This is a genomic window from Pseudomonas berkeleyensis (assembly GCF_014109765.1).
GTDB classification, from domain to species: domain Bacteria; phylum Pseudomonadota; class Gammaproteobacteria; order Pseudomonadales; family Pseudomonadaceae; genus Aquipseudomonas; species Aquipseudomonas berkeleyensis.
In genome coordinates, this window is sequence record NZ_CP059139.1 from 165,744 (window position 1) to 182,017 (window position 16,274).

Here is a 16,274-nt window from a genome sequence, read left to right on the forward strand (position 1 = left end):
TCCAGCTACCAGGTGACATGGGGAACGATCTGCCCTGAGTAGAAGCCCCATGCCACCAGGGCGACGGTGATGGCGGTCAATACCACCCGAACCGTCAGGGCGTTGACCACACGGGTACCGCGGCTGTCGTCCTTGACCAGGAAGAACAGGCCGCTGAACAGACTGGCGACGGTAGCCAGCAACATGAGGACGATCGCGGCCTTGAGCATGCGAGACTCCGGGGGAGTGGTTGATGCAACGCAGTATAGTCAGCCCGCATACGGTTCGCGGAGGCGCGCAATGAGCGGCTTCCGCCCTGGCTGGCTGCCCAGCGTTCTGGTGCTGCTGCTGTTGCCTGGACTGTTGAGCCTGGGGTTCTGGCAGCTGCAGCGCAGTGAAGAGAAGCAGGCGTTGCTGAGCAGTTACGAGTCGCGTCGCCAGGCTGCGCCCATCGGGCTCGATCAGCTCGAGCGCAGTAAGGATCCTGCCTATCGACGCATCCAGCTGCAGGGCCATTTCGATGCGGAACACAGCTTGCTGCTGGACAACCGCATCCGCGATGGGCGCGCGGGCGTGGAGTTGCTGCAACCTTTCTACGATCAGCGCAGCGGGCTTTGGGTCTTGATCAATCGCGGCTGGCTGCCCTGGCCGGATCGCCGCACCCCGCCACAATTCACGACACCTGACGATGCCCTGCAACTGCAGGCCTGGGTCTATGTCGCACCTGGTGGTGGCTTGCACCTGCAGGGCGGGGAAACCCTGGGCTGGCCACGTCTAGTCGCCGAAGTCGAGGCGCAAGGCCTGTGGCGCCAACTGGGGCGCGGTGGGCTGCCCTTCGAGGCGCGTCTGGAGCCAGGGCCCGCCAGTTATCGCGTTGACTGGCCAATCGTGGCCATGAGTCCCAGCAAACATCTTGGTTATGCGGTGCAGTGGTTCGCCTTGGCGGCCGCATTGCTTGGCCTGTTTATCTATCTCGGAATTCACAATGCACGGGAGGGTCGCCATGAACCCAGCCATCGCCATGCCTGAAACACCGCGCAAAGGGCGTGGGCGCTTGCAGTTTCTGCTCATTCTGGCCATCGCCATCGGTCCGATGTTCCTCGCCAGTGCCATGTACCAGTGGCGTTTCTGGGTGCCGGAAACGCGCAGCTACCACGGTGTCCTGATCGGTGATGGACGCACGCTGGTCGATCTCGGTGTGCAGGGCGAGATGGAGCCGCTATGGCAGATTCTGGTGACGACGCCGGGAGCGTGCGAGGCCGACTGCCAGCAGCTGGTTTACCTGGCGCGGCAGATCCAGATCGGTCTCAACCGCGAGACTTCACGCGCCAGTCACGGCCTGGCTCTGGCCGAACCGCTGCCTGCCGGCTATGACGCCACGCTCAAGCGCGAGTACCCACAGCTCGGCCGTTACCAGCTCGATCTGCAAGCCTATGAAAAGGCCGCTGAAGCCGTGCCGGGCGCGCAACTGTGGCTGGTCGACCCGCATGGCAACCTGGTGCTGCGCTACCCGTCGGGTAGCAATGGCAAGGCGATTCTCGATGATTTGCGCTACCTGCTGAAAATTTCCCTGATCGGTTGATGCTTTGCCCTGTCCATAACGACAGGGCGCCATGCCCCGTGCTCAAGGAGTCGACATGCACAAGCCTGGTTATCGTCTAGCGCTGTTCGCCACCCTGCTGACTGTGGTGGTAGTGTTGCTGGGGGCCTACACCCGTCTCACCCATGCCGGCTTGGGCTGCCCGGACTGGCCTGGCTGTTACGGTTTTCTCGGTGTGCCGATGAGCGAACACAAGCAGGCCATTGCCGAGGCGCGTTTCCCCGAGGCACCGGTGGAAGTTGCCAAGGGCTGGTACGAGATGATCCACCGCTACTTCGCGGGCGCGCTGGGCCTGGTTATCCTCGCCATCGCCATTCAGGCCGTGCGTCGCCGTGAGGACGCGACCCAGCCGGTGAAGCTGCCGCTGGCGATTCTCGCGCTGGTGATCCTGCAGGGCGCATTCGGTATGTGGACGGTCACCCTGCAGCTGTGGCCGCAGGTGGTCACGGCGCACCTGCTCGGTGGCTTCGCCACGCTGAGCCTGCTGACCTTGCTCACCTTGCGCCTGTCCGGACGCTTCGCCCCACTGCAGTTGCCGGGACGCCTACGTGCGCTGGCCGCAGCTTGCCTGCTGCTGGTGATCGGGCAGATTGCGCTCGGTGGCTGGGTCAGCTCCAACTATGCGGCGGTGGCCTGTGTGGATCTGCCAACCTGTCATGGCGAATGGTGGCCAGCCATGGATTTCGGCAAGGGCTTTCACCTCACTCAACACATCGGCCCTAACTATCTGGGCGGCCAGCTCGACAGTGATGCGCGTACGGCCATCCATATGAGCCACCGCATCGGTGCGCTGCTCGTCACGCTGGCGCTGTTGCTGCTCAGTTGGCGTCTGCACCGTGCCAGTCTGTCGCGTCTGGGCGGGCTGGTGCTGCTGGCGCTGGCGGTTCAGGTCAGCCTGGGTATCAGCAACGTGATTTTCCATCTGCCACTGCTGGTAGCGGTGGCGCACAACGCTGGTGGTGCAGCTCTGCTGCTGACACTGGTGTTGGTCAACTATCGGCTGCGTGCAGTTTCCGCAGGCGCGAGTGCGGTGAGTGAACCTCTGCTTGCAAAGGTTTCGCGAGCGGAACTTGCCCCTGCCGGGTTGGCACGGGTCGGCAAATAACGAAACAAGGAGAAATGCCATGGCGACCATGCTGCGTGCTCACTCCGAACACCCCACCTGGCGTGACTATCTCGAGCTGACCAAACCTCGTGTGGTGATGTTGATGCTGATCACCTCGCTGGTCGGCATGTTCCTCGCTACCCGGGCTGGCGTGCCCTGGACGGTGTTGCTGTTCGGCAATCTTGGCATCGGCCTGTGCGCTGGCGCGGCGGCTGCGGTCAACCATGTGGTGGATCGGCGTATCGATTCGATCATGGCTCGTACGCACAAGCGCCCCGTTACCGCCGGGCGCATCTCGCCAGTGGCGGCGCTGACCTTCGCCTTGCTGCTCGCGGTAGCCGGCATGAGCCTGTTACTGGTGTTCACCAACGAGCTGGCCGCCTGGCTGACCCTGGCGTCGTTGCTCGGCTATGCGGTGATCTACACCGGCTTTCTCAAGCGCGCCACGCCGCAGAACATCGTGATCGGTGGCCTGGCCGGTGCTGCTCCGCCGTTGCTGGGCTGGGTCGCCGTCACCGGGCACCTGAGTGCCGAACCTCTGCTGCTGGTGCTGATCATCTTCGCCTGGACGCCGCCGCACTTCTGGGCGCTGGCCATCCATCGCAAAGAGGAATACGCCAAGGCAGACATTCCCATGCTGCCGGTCACCCATGGCGAGCACTACACCAAGGTGCATATCCTGCTCTACACCCTGGCGATGTTCGCGGTGACCCTGCTGCCCTACGCCATCCACATGAGTGGGCTGCTCTACTTGGTATGCGCCGTGTTGCTGGGCGGCCGCTTCCTGCACTGGGCCTGGGTGCTGTACCGTGACAGCAAACCGCACGCGGCGATCAACACCTTCAAGTACAGTATCTGGTACCTGTTCCTGCTGTTCATCGCTTTGCTGGCGGATCACTACTTGCTGCTGAATATCTAGCTAAGGGCCCTCATGACGCGCACCCACACAACGGTTTTTGTTCTTGTCGCTATCGTGGCCCTGGTGCTGGGGCTTACCGTCAACAAGGTGCTCAGCAGCAAAGGCCAGGGTGATCCGGCGGCGTTGCTCGACGCGGGTATCGTGCTGTTGCCGCAGAACCGTAGCCTGCCAGCGCTGAGTCTGATCGATCAGGACGGCAAGGAAGTCGTGGTGGATCAGCTCAAGGGCGACTGGACGCTGCTGTTCTTCGGCTACACCTTCTGCCCGGACATTTGCCCGGCAACCCTCGCCCAGTTGCGCCAACTGCAGGGCCAATTGCCCGAGGAAACGCGTGCGCGACTGAACGTGGTGATGGTGAGCGTCGATCCGCATCGCGATACGCCGGAGCAACTGAGCAAGTATCTGAACTACTTCGATGCGGGCTTCAAAGGCCTGACCGGCGAGGAAGCGACGCTGCAGAAATTCGCCAACTCGGTGAGCATTCCCTACATCCCTGCTGATACCAGCAAGGAAAACTACACCGTCGATCACAGCGGCAATCTGGTGATCATCGGCCCGGATGGCACCCAGCGTGGCTTCATCCGCGCGCCGATCAACAACGCCAAGCTGGCGGCGCAGCTGCCGGGGTTGGTTTCAGGTTCTTAAGGCGCGCCGGCTAGCTAGAGTTATTGGTGCGCATGGCGCACCCTACGGATGTCGCGGCCACGCAGATCCGTAGGGTGGGTTAGCGGCGCAAAGCGCCGATTGCATATGCGCAAATACAGCCAGCGCGCCGCGTAACCCACCAGGCGATAGATGGCGTTGTGCCGATGGTGGGTTACGCCGCCGCAGGTACAGCGCGCATTTCGAAAAAGCCAGACAGGCGGCTAACCCGCCCTACGAATTGCGTCGGTCGCTTTACAGCGCGAACGGCAGGGGCAGGTTGACCTGCTGGCGCTGCGCCAGGCGTCGCTGGAACTCACCCGGATCATGAATCAGCACTTCCTGCCCGGCGAACGATTCGGCGGCGATCAGTCGCGACAGCCAGAAGCGCACGCAAGCCACCCGCAGCATGGCCGGCCACAGCTCGGCTTCGGCAGCGGTGAACGGGCGCAGCGCAGCATAGGCACCGAGCAGCGCACGGGCACGAGCGCCATCGAGGCTGCCGTCTTCATGCGAACACCAGTCGTTCAGGGTGATGGCCAGGTCGTAGAGCATCGGCCCGGAACAGGCGTTGTAGAAGTCGATGACTCCGGCCAGGTGATTGCCATCGAACAGCACGTTGTCGCGAAACAGGTCGGCATGCAGATTGGCCCGTGGCAGGGCGAGGATGCGTGGCTTCAGATCGGCGATTTCAGCCAGCGCGTCGCGCAGCAGCGGCAACTCCGTCTCTGGCAGTTTCAGCGCCTGACTCGGGCCTTCGGCAAGCATCCAGTCCAGCCCGCGGTCACTGCGGCGCTCGATTGGGGCGTCACGCGTGGCCAGGTGAATGCGGGCCAGCAGGCTGCCCACTTCCTGGCAGTGGTGCGCGTTGGCTTCGCGCACGTGCTTGCCGGAAAGCCGTGGCTGCAGCAGCGCAGGCTTTTCGGCAAGGCTGCGCAGCGCCTCGCCATCCTGCGTACGCAGGGCATAGGGAACCGGCAGGCCAGCATCATGCAGCACGTCGAGCAGTTCGATGAAGAACGGCAGGTCGGTCACGGGGCCACGTTCGACCAGGGTCAGAACGTATTCGCCCTGCTCCAGGCTGACGAAGAAATTACTGTTTTCGCTGCCCGCAGCAATGCCCTGGAAGTCGCGCAACCGGCCAAGCCCGTAGGGCGACAGGAAGACTTCGAGCTCATGACGCTCCAGGGGGGTGAATACCGACATATCAGACCTTAATGACTTACCAGCTAAAGATTTCCCAGGACGGGATCAACATGTCCGGATCGTCCGAACGTACGAAGTTGCCATCGCTGCCATCGGCGCGAACGAGAAAATAGGGTTTACCGTTCTTCGGAATCACCTTGATGGCGTAGAGGAAGCCATTGACCCGGTATTCCTGAATGGTGCGGTCGCCATCCTGGCGAATGGTCACGTCGGGATCGGCGGAAACCGGATCCTCGGCTTGAGCGGCAAGCGGAAGACAGGCCATAAGGCTGACCAGCAACAGGCGATTCAGCGTACCCATGATAATCTTGCTCCTTTGTTTTTCACCGATGCAGCCATTCTACCGCTGCACCCGCCGAAAAGGTTGATCCCGCGCATGAGCCAAGCCCCCCTCGTTCTGGTCGACGGTTCCTCGTACCTGTACCGCGCCTTCCACGCCCTGCCGCCGCTGACCACTTCCAAGGGCATGCCCACCGGAGCGGTGAAGGGCGTGCTGAACATGCTCAAAAGCCTGCGCAAGCAGTACCCGAACAGCCCCTTCGCAGTGGTCTTCGACGCCAAGGGAGGCACCTTCCGTGACGAGCTGTTCGCCGAGTACAAGGCCAATCGCCCGTCCATGCCGGACGAGTTGCGCGTCCAGGTCGAGCCGCTGCATGCCAGCGTGCGCGCCCTCGGTCTACCGCTGCTGTGCGTCGAAGGCGTAGAGGCCGATGACGTGATCGGCACCCTGGCCCGTCAGGCGGCCGGGGAAAAGCGCGACGTGATCATCTCCACCGGCGACAAGGACATGGCACAGCTGGTCTGCCCGCACGTTACGCTGGTCAACACCATGACCGGTAGTGTCTATGACGCCGATGGCGTGAAAGAGAAATTCGGTGTCGGCCCTGAGCTGATCATCGACTACCTGGCGCTGATGGGCGACAAGGTCGACAACATTCCGGGCGTACCCGGTGTGGGCGAAAAAACCGCCCTCGGCCTGCTGGTTGGCGTCGGCGGTGGCCTCGACGTGATCTACGCCAACCTCGACAAGGTGCCCGAGCTGCCGATCCGTGGTGCCAAGGGCCTGCCGGCCAAGCTCGAGGAGCACCGCGAGATGGCCTACCTGTCATATCAACTGGCGACCATCAAGACCGACGTGCCGCTGAATATCGAAATTGAATCGCTGCATCCCGGCGAGCCGGATCAGGCTGCGCTGGTCGAGCTGTACGGCGAACTGGAGTTCAAGAACTGGCTGGACGATCTGTTGCGGCAGAATAAGGCGCTGGCAGCCAAGGCTGCTGCGCCGGCTGGTGATCTGTTCGCCGAGCCGACAGGTGAAAGCGTTGAGGAAGCCGCCGAGCCAGCGCCAGCCAGTAGCGGTGATTACCAGCTGGTACTGGAGCAAGCGCAGTTCGATGCTTGGCTGAAGAAACTGGAGCAGGCCGAACTGATCGCCTTCGACAGCGAAACCACCAGCATCGACGCCCAGCAGGCGCAGTTGGTCGGTCTGTCCTTCGCGGTCAAGGCGGGCGAAGCGGCCTATATCCCGCTGGCGCATTCCTACATGGGCGTGCCGCAGCAACTCGACCGCGATGCGGTACTCAAGGCGCTCAAGCCGATCCTCGAAGACCCGGCCAAGGCCAAGGTCGGCCAGCACGCCAAGTACGACATCAACGTCCTGGCCAACGCCAGCACACCGATTGCGGTACAGGGCATGGCCTTCGACACCATGCTCGAATCTTACGTGCTGGATTCCACCGCCACCCGCCACGACATGGACAGCCTGGCGTTGAAGTACCTGAACCACAGCACCATCCGTTTCGAAGACATCGCCGGTAAGGGCGCCAAACAGCTGACCTTCGACCAGATTGCCCTGGAGCAAGCCGGCCCGTACGCCGCCGAGGACGCCGACGTGACCTTGCGTCTGCATCAGGAGCTGTGGAGTCGCCTTGAGGCTGTGCCGTCCCTGGCCAAGGTGCTGCGCGACATCGAGATTCCGCTGGTGCCGGTGTTGGCGCGGATCGAGCGCAACGGCGCCCTGGTCGACGCCAAGCTGCTCGGCGAGCAGAGCGTCGAGCTGGGCGAAAAGCTGGTGGAATTGGAGCGCAAGGCGTTCGAGATCGCCGGTGAAGAATTCAACCTGGCTTCGCCCAAGCAACTGGGCGTTATCCTCTACGAAAAACTCGGCTACCCGGTGATCAGCAAGACTGCCAAGGGCCAACCCTCCACCGCCGAAGCGGTGCTGGCAGAACTGGCCGAGCAGGACTTCGAGCTGCCCAAGGTGCTGATGCAGTACCGCTCCTTGAGCAAGCTCAAGAGCACCTACACCGACAAGCTGCCGGAGCAGATCAACCCGCGTACCGGGCGCATCCACACCAGCTACCACCAGGCGGTGGCTGCGACTGGCCGCCTGTCCTCCAGCGACCCGAATCTGCAGAACATCCCGATCCGTACCGCCGAAGGCCGACGTATCCGCCAGGCGTTCGTCGCGCCGAAAGGCTACAGGCTGATGGCGGCGGACTACTCGCAGATCGAACTGCGCATCATGGCTCACCTGGCCAAGGACGAAGGTTTGCTGGACGCCTTCCGCCATGACCTGGACGTGCACAAGGCCACGGCCGCCGAAGTCTTCGGTGTGCTGCTGAACGAAGTCACCAGCGATCAGCGGCGCAAGGCCAAGGCCATCAACTTCGGCCTGATCTACGGCATGAGCGCTTTCGGTCTGGCCAAGCAGATCGACGTCGAGCGCAAGGAGGCACAGGCCTATATCGACCGCTATTTCGCCCGCTACCCGGGGGTGCTGACCTACATGGAAAGCACCCGTGCCCAGGCCGCCGAGCAGGGCTATGTGGAGACGGTCTATGGCCGTCGTCTGTACCTGCCGGAAATCCATGCGCAGAACCAGGCCATGCGCAAGGGCGCCGAGCGCGCGGCGATCAACGCGCCGATGCAGGGCACTGCGGCGGACATCATCAAGCGCGCCATGATCGCCGTGGACGGCTGGTTGCAGGACAGCGGCATCGATGCGCGCATCATCCTGCAGGTGCATGACGAACTGGTGCTGGAAGTGCGTGAGGAACTGATCGACGAGGTCAGTGCCAAGATCAAGAGCCTGATGAGTGGCGCAGCCAACCTCGATGTGCCGTTGCTGGTGGAGGTGGGTGTCGGCGCCAATTGGGACGAGGCGCACTAATCGGCCTTGGCCGCGGCGCAAAGCCGCGGCCGCTCTGGCTCTAGGGCTTCAGGGAATCAAAAACCATTTTCTTATGGCAAATGGTTTTTAAGAAGGTGCTGAACTTTCCGCAAATCCACCCGGTCAGAGTTCATGAATGGCCGTTAAGCCCTTCAATGCTCCTTTGTTGTGTTAAGTGTTGGCAGACATCTGAACCCCGCCCTAGCGGTTCAGACCTTGAACCCCGAACTTCTCCCTCCCCATACGAAGCTCGGGGTTTTTTTTGCCCAAAAAAAGCTGCCGCGAGCGGCATTCTGATGACCCTCTCCCTCTGGGAGAGGGTGCTTACGCGCTCATTACTGCAGCTCCGTAGGGTGCGCCGTGCGCACCGAGTACTCCCTACGATCTCGGTGCGCGCGGCGCACCCTACGACTCATTCCTCGGCGTCTTCTTCATCCTCTTCCGGCAACAGATCCAACCAGCCGGCCAGCACCATCTGTGCTTCATCCACGCCCATGCGCTTGGGCGCCGAGAACAGCTGGATGCTGATGCCCTCGCCCCACTGCTTGTGAATGTCCTGGCGCACCTTGAGCAGCGCGTTCTTCGCCGCGCCAAAGGCCAGTTTGTCCGCCTTGGTCAGCAGGATGTGCAGCGGCATGCCGCTGGCTACCGACCAGTCCAGCATCATGCAGTCGAACTCGGTCAGTGGATGGCGGATGTCCATCATCAGTACCAGGCCGCACAGGCTCTCGCGGCTGCCCAGGTAGGCCTCCAGGTGCTTCTGCCAGTGTTGTTTGAGTGGGATCGGCACCTTGGCATAGCCGTAGCCGGGCAGGTCGACCAGGCGGCGCTCATCGTCCAGGCGGAAGAAGTTGAGCAGTTGTGTGCGTCCCGGTGTTTTCGAGGTGCGTGCCAGGCTGGCGTGGGTAAGGGTATTGAGCGCGCTCGACTTGCCGGCGTTGGAGCGGCCGGCGAAGGCTACCTCCAGACCGCTGTCCTCGGGGCACTGATCGACCTTGGCGGCACTGATGAGGAAACTGGCCTGCTGGCACAGACCGATGATGGGGTTCTTCGGGAGCATGGGGGTATCCGGTGGTGCCTCGATCCGCAGAGAGGGCTTGCGACATTTCCGCGCACCTGCTGCACGCCAGGTGGCGCGGCAAGCGGCGTCGTTTCCGTTTCAGCATTGCCAGTATATAATGCCGCAGATTTTGTGTGCGCTTTGTCCCACCCGCAGGAACCCGATTGTTGGGAGCGATTACATCTCTGCTCGATAGAAAGCAGGACGTTCCCTACCCTGATGAGGTTGATCTGATGAAGAAAATGCTGCTTGCAGCTGCCGTCATGACGCTGTCTTTCAACGGCTATGCTGCTCAGGATCCGCAAGCGGTGTATGACCGCGCCTGTGGCGTATGTCACAACGGCCAGATTCCCACGGCACCCAAGAAAGGCGACAAGGCCGCATGGGAACCACGTCTGGCCAAGGGCATGGATACACTGGTGCAGAGCGTCACCAATGGTTTGAATGCCATGCCGCCGCGCGGCCTGTGCATGGACTGCACGGCCGAGGATTACCAGGCGGTCATCAAGCTGATGACCGAATGAGTAAGTCCGGCCGATAACCCTTTCTCTCTTAGCCGTAGTTGGATTAGCTGATGAACAAAGTACTCGTGAGTCTGCTGTTGACCCTGGGCCTCACCGGCGTGGCGCAGGCTGCTGGCGATGCCGAAGCCGGTCAGGGCAAAGTCGCTGTCTGTGGCGCCTGCCATGGCGCCGATGGCAACAGCCCCGCGCCAAACTTCCCCAAACTGGCCGGTCAGGGCGAGCGCTACCTGCTCAAGCAACTGCACGACATCAAGTCCGGTAACCGCCAGGTCGTTGAAATGACCGGCATGCTGGACAACCTCAGCGAGCAGGACATGGCTGACATCGCCGCGTACTTCTCCAGCCAGAAGATGAGCGTCGGTGCTGCCGATCCCAAGTTGGTCGAGCGCGGTGAAGCGCTGTTCCGCGGCGGCAAGCTGGAGGAAGGCATGCCCGCCTGCACCGGTTGCCATTCGCCTGACGGCGCTGGCCTGGCCGCTGCCGGCTTCCCGCACCTGGGTGGCCAGCACGCCCAGTACGTGGCCAAGCAGTTGACCGATTTCCGTGAAGGTAACCGCACCAACGACGGCGACGCTATGATCATGCGCGCCATCGCTGCCAAGCTGAGCAACAAGGATATTGAAGCCGTATCCAGCTTCATCCAGGGTCTGCACTGATAGACCGCCGTTGCTTTTGGCAAGACAAAGGGTGGCTTCGGCCGCCCTTTTTCGTATGCGCCATGGCTACAATGGGCGGAACCGGCCCAGTGGTAGCGAGTCATAGTCTCGAATCGCCACCAGGGCGACGCTTATCCAGTCAAGGAGTACCCCCATGCGTAACCTGATTTTCGGCGCCGCTCTGGCGATCAGCAGCCTGTTCGGCCTCACTGCCCATGCCGAACCGGTCGCCGGCCAGCAGTATGTCGAACTCAATAGCCCGGTGCCGGTGTCCAAGCCGGGCCAGGTCGAAGTGGTCGAGTTGTTCTGGTATGGCTGCCCGCACTGCTACCAGTTCGAATCCACACTCAACCCCTGGGTCGAGAAGCTGCCGGAAGACGTCAACTTCGTTCGCGTCCCGGCATTGTTCGGCGGGGTCTGGAACGTGCACGGTCAGGCATTCCTCACCCTGGAAGCCATGAAGGTCGAGCACAAGGTGCATGACGCCGTGTTCAACGCCATCCACCAGGAGAAGAAGAAGCTGGCCTCTGCCGAAGAGTTCGCCGACTTCATCGCCACCCAGGGCGTTGATCGCGATGCCTTCCTCAAGACCTTCAATTCCTTCGCCGTCAAAGGTCAGATGGAAAAGGCCAAGAAACTGGCCATGGCCTACCAGATCACTGGCGTACCGGTGATGATCGTCGGCGGTAAGTATCGCTTCGATATCGGTTCGGCCGGTGGCCCGCAGCAGACCCTCAAGGTCGCTGATTATCTGATCGCCAAGGAGCGCGCCGCTCTCTAAGCGGCGGTTGGCGCAAGACATGCTGCGCCGCTGGCGACAGACCCGTGCGGTTGGCCTGTGTGATCCACAGGTCAACCCGCACTGCCCGCCGAGCGACGACTGGCCCGCTGACGGCCTGCTGCGTCTGCTCAGTTTCAATGTTCAGGTCGGCATCAATACCCAGCGTTACCATCACTACCTGACGCGCAGTTGGCAGCACGTGTTGCCGCATGCCGGGCGTGCCGGCAACCTGCAACGTATTGGCGACCTGCTCGCCGATTTCGACCTGGTGGCGCTGCAGGAAGTCGATGGCGGCAGCCTGCGTTCGGGCTTCATCAACCAGGTGGAATACCTGGCCCAGCAAGGTGCCTTTCCTTACTGGTATCAGCAGCTCAATCGCAACCTCGGGCGTTTCGCCCAGCACAGCAACGGCGTGCTCAGCCGTTTGCGACCGACCCTGCTGGAAGACCACCCATTACCAGGCCCGCCAGGCCGTGGTGCGATTTTTCTGCGCCTGGGTGAGGGTGAGCATGCCCTCGGTGTGGTGATGATGCACCTGGCCCTGGGGGCACGAACCCGTACCCGGCAACTGGCGTACATCCGCGAGCGGGTCAGCGAGTTTCGCCATCTGGTGTTGATGGGCGACATGAATACTCACGCCAACGACCTGTTGGAAAACTCTCCGCTGCGCGATCTGGGCCTGATGGCGCCACAGGTCGAGGCCACCTTTCCCAGTTGGCGACCGCAGCGTTGCCTCGATCATATTCTGCTCAGCCCGGAGCTCGAACTGGGACGGGTCGATGTGCTGAGCCAACCAATCTCCGACCACCTGCCGGTGGCTGTGGAAATCCGTTTGCCGAAGGCTCAAAGTAGTGGCCAAAAGCCCATATCGAACCCGCCTTCTCTCGGATAAGCCGCATGAGCGACGCAGCCCAACGTTGGAAAGACAAGTACCTGAGCGGCCTGGAGCACCAGGAAAAGCTTGAGCGACGCTGGGATCTGCGCCTGGATCTGTTGCGCCGTGGCCTGGTGCGCAGCAGCCTGGCCGCCGAGGGCACCGACAAGGCCGTGGATCAGTGCATGAAGGAAATGCGCGAAATCCTCCGGCGCGACGATATGGATGCGCCCCTGGGCGAGCTCATTCCGCGCCTGGAAAAGGCCGTGCTGGATTCCGAGCAGCGCCGCCAGCAGCGCGCTGGGGAAGCGCTGAACGCGTTGCAGCAGATGGTTGCGCAACTCCAGCGGCTGGAGCCGCCGCGCGAAGTACGCAAGGCGCTCAAGACCCTGAGCCGGCAGATGGAAGAAGCCGTCAGCCATATTCACAAGTTGCCTGCGGTACTCAGCCAGCTGAGCCAGCTGCAGGGGCAGACCCTCGATCAGTTGCGTTCGGCGTCGCCGGAGCAACCCGGCTTGTTGCAACGTCTGTTCGGTACACGCAGTGATGCCGCTGCGGCTCCTGTTGCCGAGCCAGCAGCGGCCAGCGAGCCTGCCGGTGTGCCTGAGCAGACGCCAGTGTTGCCGGTACGGGATGAATCGTTGCAGGTTTCCCCAGCCCCAGCCCCAGCCCCAGCCCCAGCCCTTGTCTCAACCCTTACCCCGCTGGAACCGGCCGCTGCGGTCGCGGTTGCTACATCAGCACCCGCCAGCCCTGTTGCCGCCGCGAAACCGGCCGCGCTACTCGACAGCTTGCCGCTACCGCCTGGTCTGCTCGGCGGTGACGAAGCGAGTGCCGATGCGGCGTTCGCCCTGCCGGATCGCGAGCCCGGTTATAGCACCGTCGCGCCGCACATCGCCGAAAGCCTGCGCCTTCTGCTGGCCGAACTGGAACTGCCGCCGCGTCATCAGCCGCAAGGCGACGCCTTGCTGGAGCGCCTGCTCGGGCCACTGAACTGGTACGAGCTGGTGCCCGTGCTGGATGACCTCGCGGTGCTGGTGTTGGCCGTGACCGACAGCGGCCAGCGCGAATTTGCCGGTTATCTCAAGCAGCTCAACGAGCGCCTGGCCGCATTCATCGACACCCTCAGCGCAGCCAGCGAGGGCCATAGCGAGTCTGTCGAGCGTGCTCGAAGCTTCAATCAGGAGCTGCGCGAGCAGGTCACCGACCTGCAGTCCAGCGTGCAGGAGGCCGTGGATCTGGAAACGCTCAAGCAGGCGCTGGAGCAACGCCTCGATGGTCTCCTGCAGAGCGTCAGCGCTCACCAGCGCCAGCGTGACCTGCGCGAGGAAGAAGTGGGTGAGCGCCTGCAGGGACTGGTGCAGCGCGTGGCTGACATGGAGCGCGAAGCGCAGCAGTTTCGCGATCATATCGAGGAGCAGCGGCAGAAGTCCCTGCTCGACCCGCTGACCGGACTACCCAATCGCGCGGCCTGGGCTGAGCGCCTGGACCTGGAGGTTGCGCGCCGCCAGCGCTATGGCGGGCAGTTGCTGCTGGCGGTGCTGGACATCGATCACTTCAAGCGCATCAACGATGGCTACGGTCATCTGGCCGGTGATCGTGTATTGAAAATCATCGCCGGCGAGCTGCAGAAGCGCCTGCGCAAGACCGATTTCATCGCGCGTTTCGGCGGCGAGGAGTTCGTTCTGCTGATCCCCGAGACGCCCCTGGAGAGTGGGCTGCAACTGCTCGAGGCGTTGCGTGCGGCAATCGAGGCGTGTCCCTTCCACTTCAAGGGTGAGCCGGTGACCATCACCTTCTCGGCGGGCATCGTCGAGTTCACCGATGGCGTGACCAGTGATGCCGTGTTCGAACTCGCCGATCAGGCGCTGTACCGCGCCAAGGGTGCTGGCCGTAACAGGGTCGAGCAAGCGTAGGGCGATCCGGAACGCCGGCCGCTCGTAGCGCCAGCGAACAGTCCGCCGTCTTGGGCGCCGCACGAATCCAGCGGCGTACTGCTTCGCAAACGGATCGCCGCCCGGTACGCCCTACGATCTGTACTGCATGTGAGGGCAGTGCGCTGCGGCGGGGGCTACCCAATCTACGATACGGCCTTCGCCGGGCTCGGGCTGCCCGCGGCGCTACTTCGTGACTGGGGCGCGTGATCGTCCTCATCCTGCAACGGCACCTCGTTGCCCTGGGCGTCGTACAGCTTGCCCCCGACGAAGTGATCGCCGTCATGCAACGCGGCGATGTCGCGATAACGCAGGCTGCGCTCGGTGCCGGCGACGAATACCGACTGCTGATCCGAGTTGCCGGCGGTGAAATGGTTGAACAGCAGGTTGAGCAGGATGGCCATGATCGCCGCCGAGCTGATGCCCGAGTGGAAGATGGTTTCGAACCAGGCCGGGAAGTGGTGATAGAAGCTCGGCATGGCAATGGGAATCATGCCGAAGCCGATGGAGGTGGCGACGATCACCAGATTCATGTTGTTGCGGTAATCGACCTTGGCCAGGGTGCGAATGCCGCTGGCCGCCACCGTGCCGAACAGCACGATACCGGCGCCGCCGAGCACAGAGGTCGGTACTGCCGCGATCACGCGGCCCATGATCGGCAGCAGACCAAGGGTCACCAGGATTAGGCCGCCGGTTGCTACCACGTAGCGACTCTTGACGCCGGTGACGGCTACCAGGCCGACGTTCTGGGCGAAGGCGCTCTGGGTGAAGGAACCGAATAGCGGTGCCACCAGGCTGGAAATCATGTCCGCGCGCAGGCCGTTGCCCAGGCGTTTGGAATCGACCTTGGTGTCGATGATGTCGCCGACGGCGAGAATGTCTGCCGAGGTTTCCACCAGAATCACCATGACCACGATCAGCATCGAGATGATCGCGGCGGCCTCGAACACCGGCATGCCGAAATGCAGCGGCGTGGGGAAGGCCAGCACCGGGCCTTCGCCGATTCGCGAGAAGTCGGCCATGCCGAACGCCAGGGCGACCAGGGTGCCGATCACCATCGCCAGCAGAATCGACAGGCGCGAGATGGTCGCGCTACCGACCTTGCTCAGCAGCAACACGGTGGCCAGGGTGAAGGCGGCCAGGCCGATATTGGCCATGCTGCCGAAATCTTCTGCGCTGCTGTTGCCGCCCATGGCCCAGCGTGCCGCCACCGGCATCAGCGTCAGGCCGATGGTGGTGATGACGATGCCGGTCACCAAGGGCGGGAAGAACTTGGTGATCTTGGAGAATATCGGCGTTATCAACAGGCCGATCAGCGCGGCGCCTATCACCGCGCCAAACACCACCGGTAGACCCCCTTCACCGCCATTGGCACCGACTATCGCGACGATGGTCGCCACGCTGGCGAAGGACACGCCCTGCACGAGCGGCAACTGGCAGCCGAAAAATGGCAGGCCGAGCGTCTGCAGCAGGGTCGCCGCGCCACCAACGAACAGGGATGCCGCAATCAGCAAGCCGATGTCGGCGGACGACAGGCCAGCGGCCTGGCCGACGATCAGAGGCACAGCGACGATGCCGCCGTACATGGTCAGGACGTGTTGTAGGCCATAGAGCAGGTTGGCGCCCGTGCCGAGGTTTTCATCCTCTGGGCGTGACGTGGTAGGGGTAGAGGTCATGCTGAATCTACTCGCTGTTGTTCTTGTGCGGTCAATGTAGACACTTTGTTGGCATTTTGGCTACTACTTTGTATACATTTTGATAGGCGGCGCTCTGCTGAACGAATGCACGAATTTCGGTCATGAAAAGCCTTCCTGCCCTTGTT

At 62.5% G+C, this 16,274-nt stretch carries 16 protein-coding genes; 11 read left to right on the top strand and 5 right to left on the bottom strand.

Annotated features, from left to right (window positions below):
- Nucleotides 1-5: 5 nt before the first annotated feature.
- Nucleotides 6-209 carry a twin transmembrane helix small protein gene (locus HS968_RS00765; protein WP_119692476.1) on the bottom strand — a complete coding sequence of 68 codons (204 nt, stop codon included), beginning with the start codon at nucleotides 207-209 and terminating at the stop codon, nucleotides 6-8.
- Between the two features lie 70 nt (nucleotides 210-279).
- Between HS968_RS00765 and HS968_RS00770 the strand changes: the two genes are divergently transcribed.
- The 5 genes from HS968_RS00770 to HS968_RS00790 are packed head-to-tail and all read left to right on the top strand — an operon-like array spanning nucleotide 280 to nucleotide 4,248.
- A complete protein-coding gene (locus tag HS968_RS00770) occupies nucleotides 280-1,008 on the top strand; it encodes an SURF1 family protein (protein WP_182369703.1) in 729 nt (242 codons plus the stop codon).
- Nucleotides 983-1,561, top strand: a complete 579-nt coding sequence (locus HS968_RS00775) for a hypothetical protein (protein WP_182369705.1) — start codon at nucleotides 983-985, stop codon at nucleotides 1,559-1,561. The genes HS968_RS00770 and HS968_RS00775 overlap by 26 nt, the downstream gene beginning before the upstream one ends.
- Nucleotides 1,562-1,616: 55 nt before the next feature.
- Nucleotides 1,617-2,684: a COX15/CtaA family protein gene (locus HS968_RS00780; protein ID WP_182369706.1), complete on the top strand. Its 1,068-nt coding sequence runs from the start codon at nucleotides 1,617-1,619 to the stop codon at nucleotides 2,682-2,684.
- Nucleotides 2,685-2,703: 19 nt separating this feature from the next.
- A complete protein-coding gene (gene cyoE, locus HS968_RS00785) occupies nucleotides 2,704-3,603 on the top strand; it encodes a heme o synthase (RefSeq protein ID WP_182369708.1) in 900 nt (299 codons plus the stop codon).
- Between the two features lie 12 nt (nucleotides 3,604-3,615).
- Nucleotides 3,616-4,248 (top strand): SCO family protein, encoded by a 633-nt coding sequence (locus HS968_RS00790; RefSeq protein WP_106737803.1) that lies wholly within the window; start codon nucleotides 3,616-3,618, stop codon nucleotides 4,246-4,248.
- A 252-nt stretch (nucleotides 4,249-4,500) separates the two neighbouring features.
- Here the strand turns inward: HS968_RS00790 and HS968_RS00795 are convergent, their stop codons facing one another.
- A complete protein-coding gene (locus HS968_RS00795) occupies nucleotides 4,501-5,451 on the bottom strand; it encodes a homoserine kinase (protein WP_182369710.1) in 951 nt (316 codons plus the stop codon).
- A gap of 16 nt (nucleotides 5,452-5,467) precedes the next feature.
- Nucleotides 5,468-5,752: a DUF2782 domain-containing protein gene (locus HS968_RS00800; RefSeq protein ID WP_182369712.1), complete on the bottom strand. Its 285-nt coding sequence runs from the start codon at nucleotides 5,750-5,752 to the stop codon at nucleotides 5,468-5,470.
- Between the two features lie 75 nt (nucleotides 5,753-5,827).
- Between HS968_RS00800 and polA the strand changes: the two genes are divergently transcribed.
- Nucleotides 5,828-8,623 (top strand): DNA polymerase I, encoded by a 2,796-nt coding sequence (gene polA, locus HS968_RS00805; RefSeq protein ID WP_182369714.1) that lies wholly within the window; start codon nucleotides 5,828-5,830, stop codon nucleotides 8,621-8,623.
- 412 nt (nucleotides 8,624-9,035) lie between these two features.
- Here polA and yihA read toward each other — a convergent pair whose 3' ends face one another.
- Entirely contained in the window at nucleotides 9,036-9,683 is a 648-nt protein-coding gene (gene yihA / locus HS968_RS00810) for a ribosome biogenesis GTP-binding protein YihA/YsxC (RefSeq protein ID WP_182369716.1), read from the bottom strand.
- A gap of 233 nt (nucleotides 9,684-9,916) precedes the next feature.
- Between yihA and HS968_RS00815 the strand changes: the two genes are divergently transcribed.
- The 5 genes from HS968_RS00815 (at nucleotide 9,917) to HS968_RS00835 (ending at nucleotide 14,434) form a co-directional block, all read left to right on the top strand.
- Nucleotides 9,917-10,207, top strand: a complete 291-nt coding sequence (locus HS968_RS00815) for a c-type cytochrome (RefSeq protein WP_182369718.1) — start codon at nucleotides 9,917-9,919, stop codon at nucleotides 10,205-10,207.
- Nucleotides 10,208-10,257: 50 nt separating this feature from the next.
- The gene (locus tag HS968_RS00820) at nucleotides 10,258-10,863 is read left to right on the top strand and encodes a c-type cytochrome (protein ID WP_182369720.1); all 606 of its coding nucleotides are present in this window, start codon (nucleotides 10,258-10,260) and stop codon (nucleotides 10,861-10,863) included.
- Between the two features lie 154 nt (nucleotides 10,864-11,017).
- Nucleotides 11,018-11,644: a thiol:disulfide interchange protein DsbA/DsbL gene (locus HS968_RS00825; protein WP_182369722.1), complete on the top strand. Its 627-nt coding sequence runs from the start codon at nucleotides 11,018-11,020 to the stop codon at nucleotides 11,642-11,644.
- Nucleotides 11,645-11,663: 19 nt separating this feature from the next.
- A complete protein-coding gene (locus HS968_RS00830; protein ID WP_182369724.1) occupies nucleotides 11,664-12,536 on the top strand; it encodes an endonuclease/exonuclease/phosphatase family protein in 873 nt (290 codons plus the stop codon).
- A 5-nt stretch (nucleotides 12,537-12,541) separates the two neighbouring features.
- A complete protein-coding gene (locus HS968_RS00835) occupies nucleotides 12,542-14,434 on the top strand; it encodes a GGDEF domain-containing protein (protein WP_182369726.1) in 1,893 nt (630 codons plus the stop codon).
- A 164-nt stretch (nucleotides 14,435-14,598) separates the two neighbouring features.
- Here HS968_RS00835 and HS968_RS00840 read toward each other — a convergent pair whose 3' ends face one another.
- Complete coding sequence (locus tag HS968_RS00840; RefSeq protein WP_182369728.1) at nucleotides 14,599-16,128, bottom strand: nucleobase:cation symporter-2 family protein; 1,530 nt, start codon at nucleotides 16,126-16,128, stop codon at nucleotides 14,599-14,601.
- Nucleotides 16,129-16,274 lie beyond the last annotated feature (146 nt).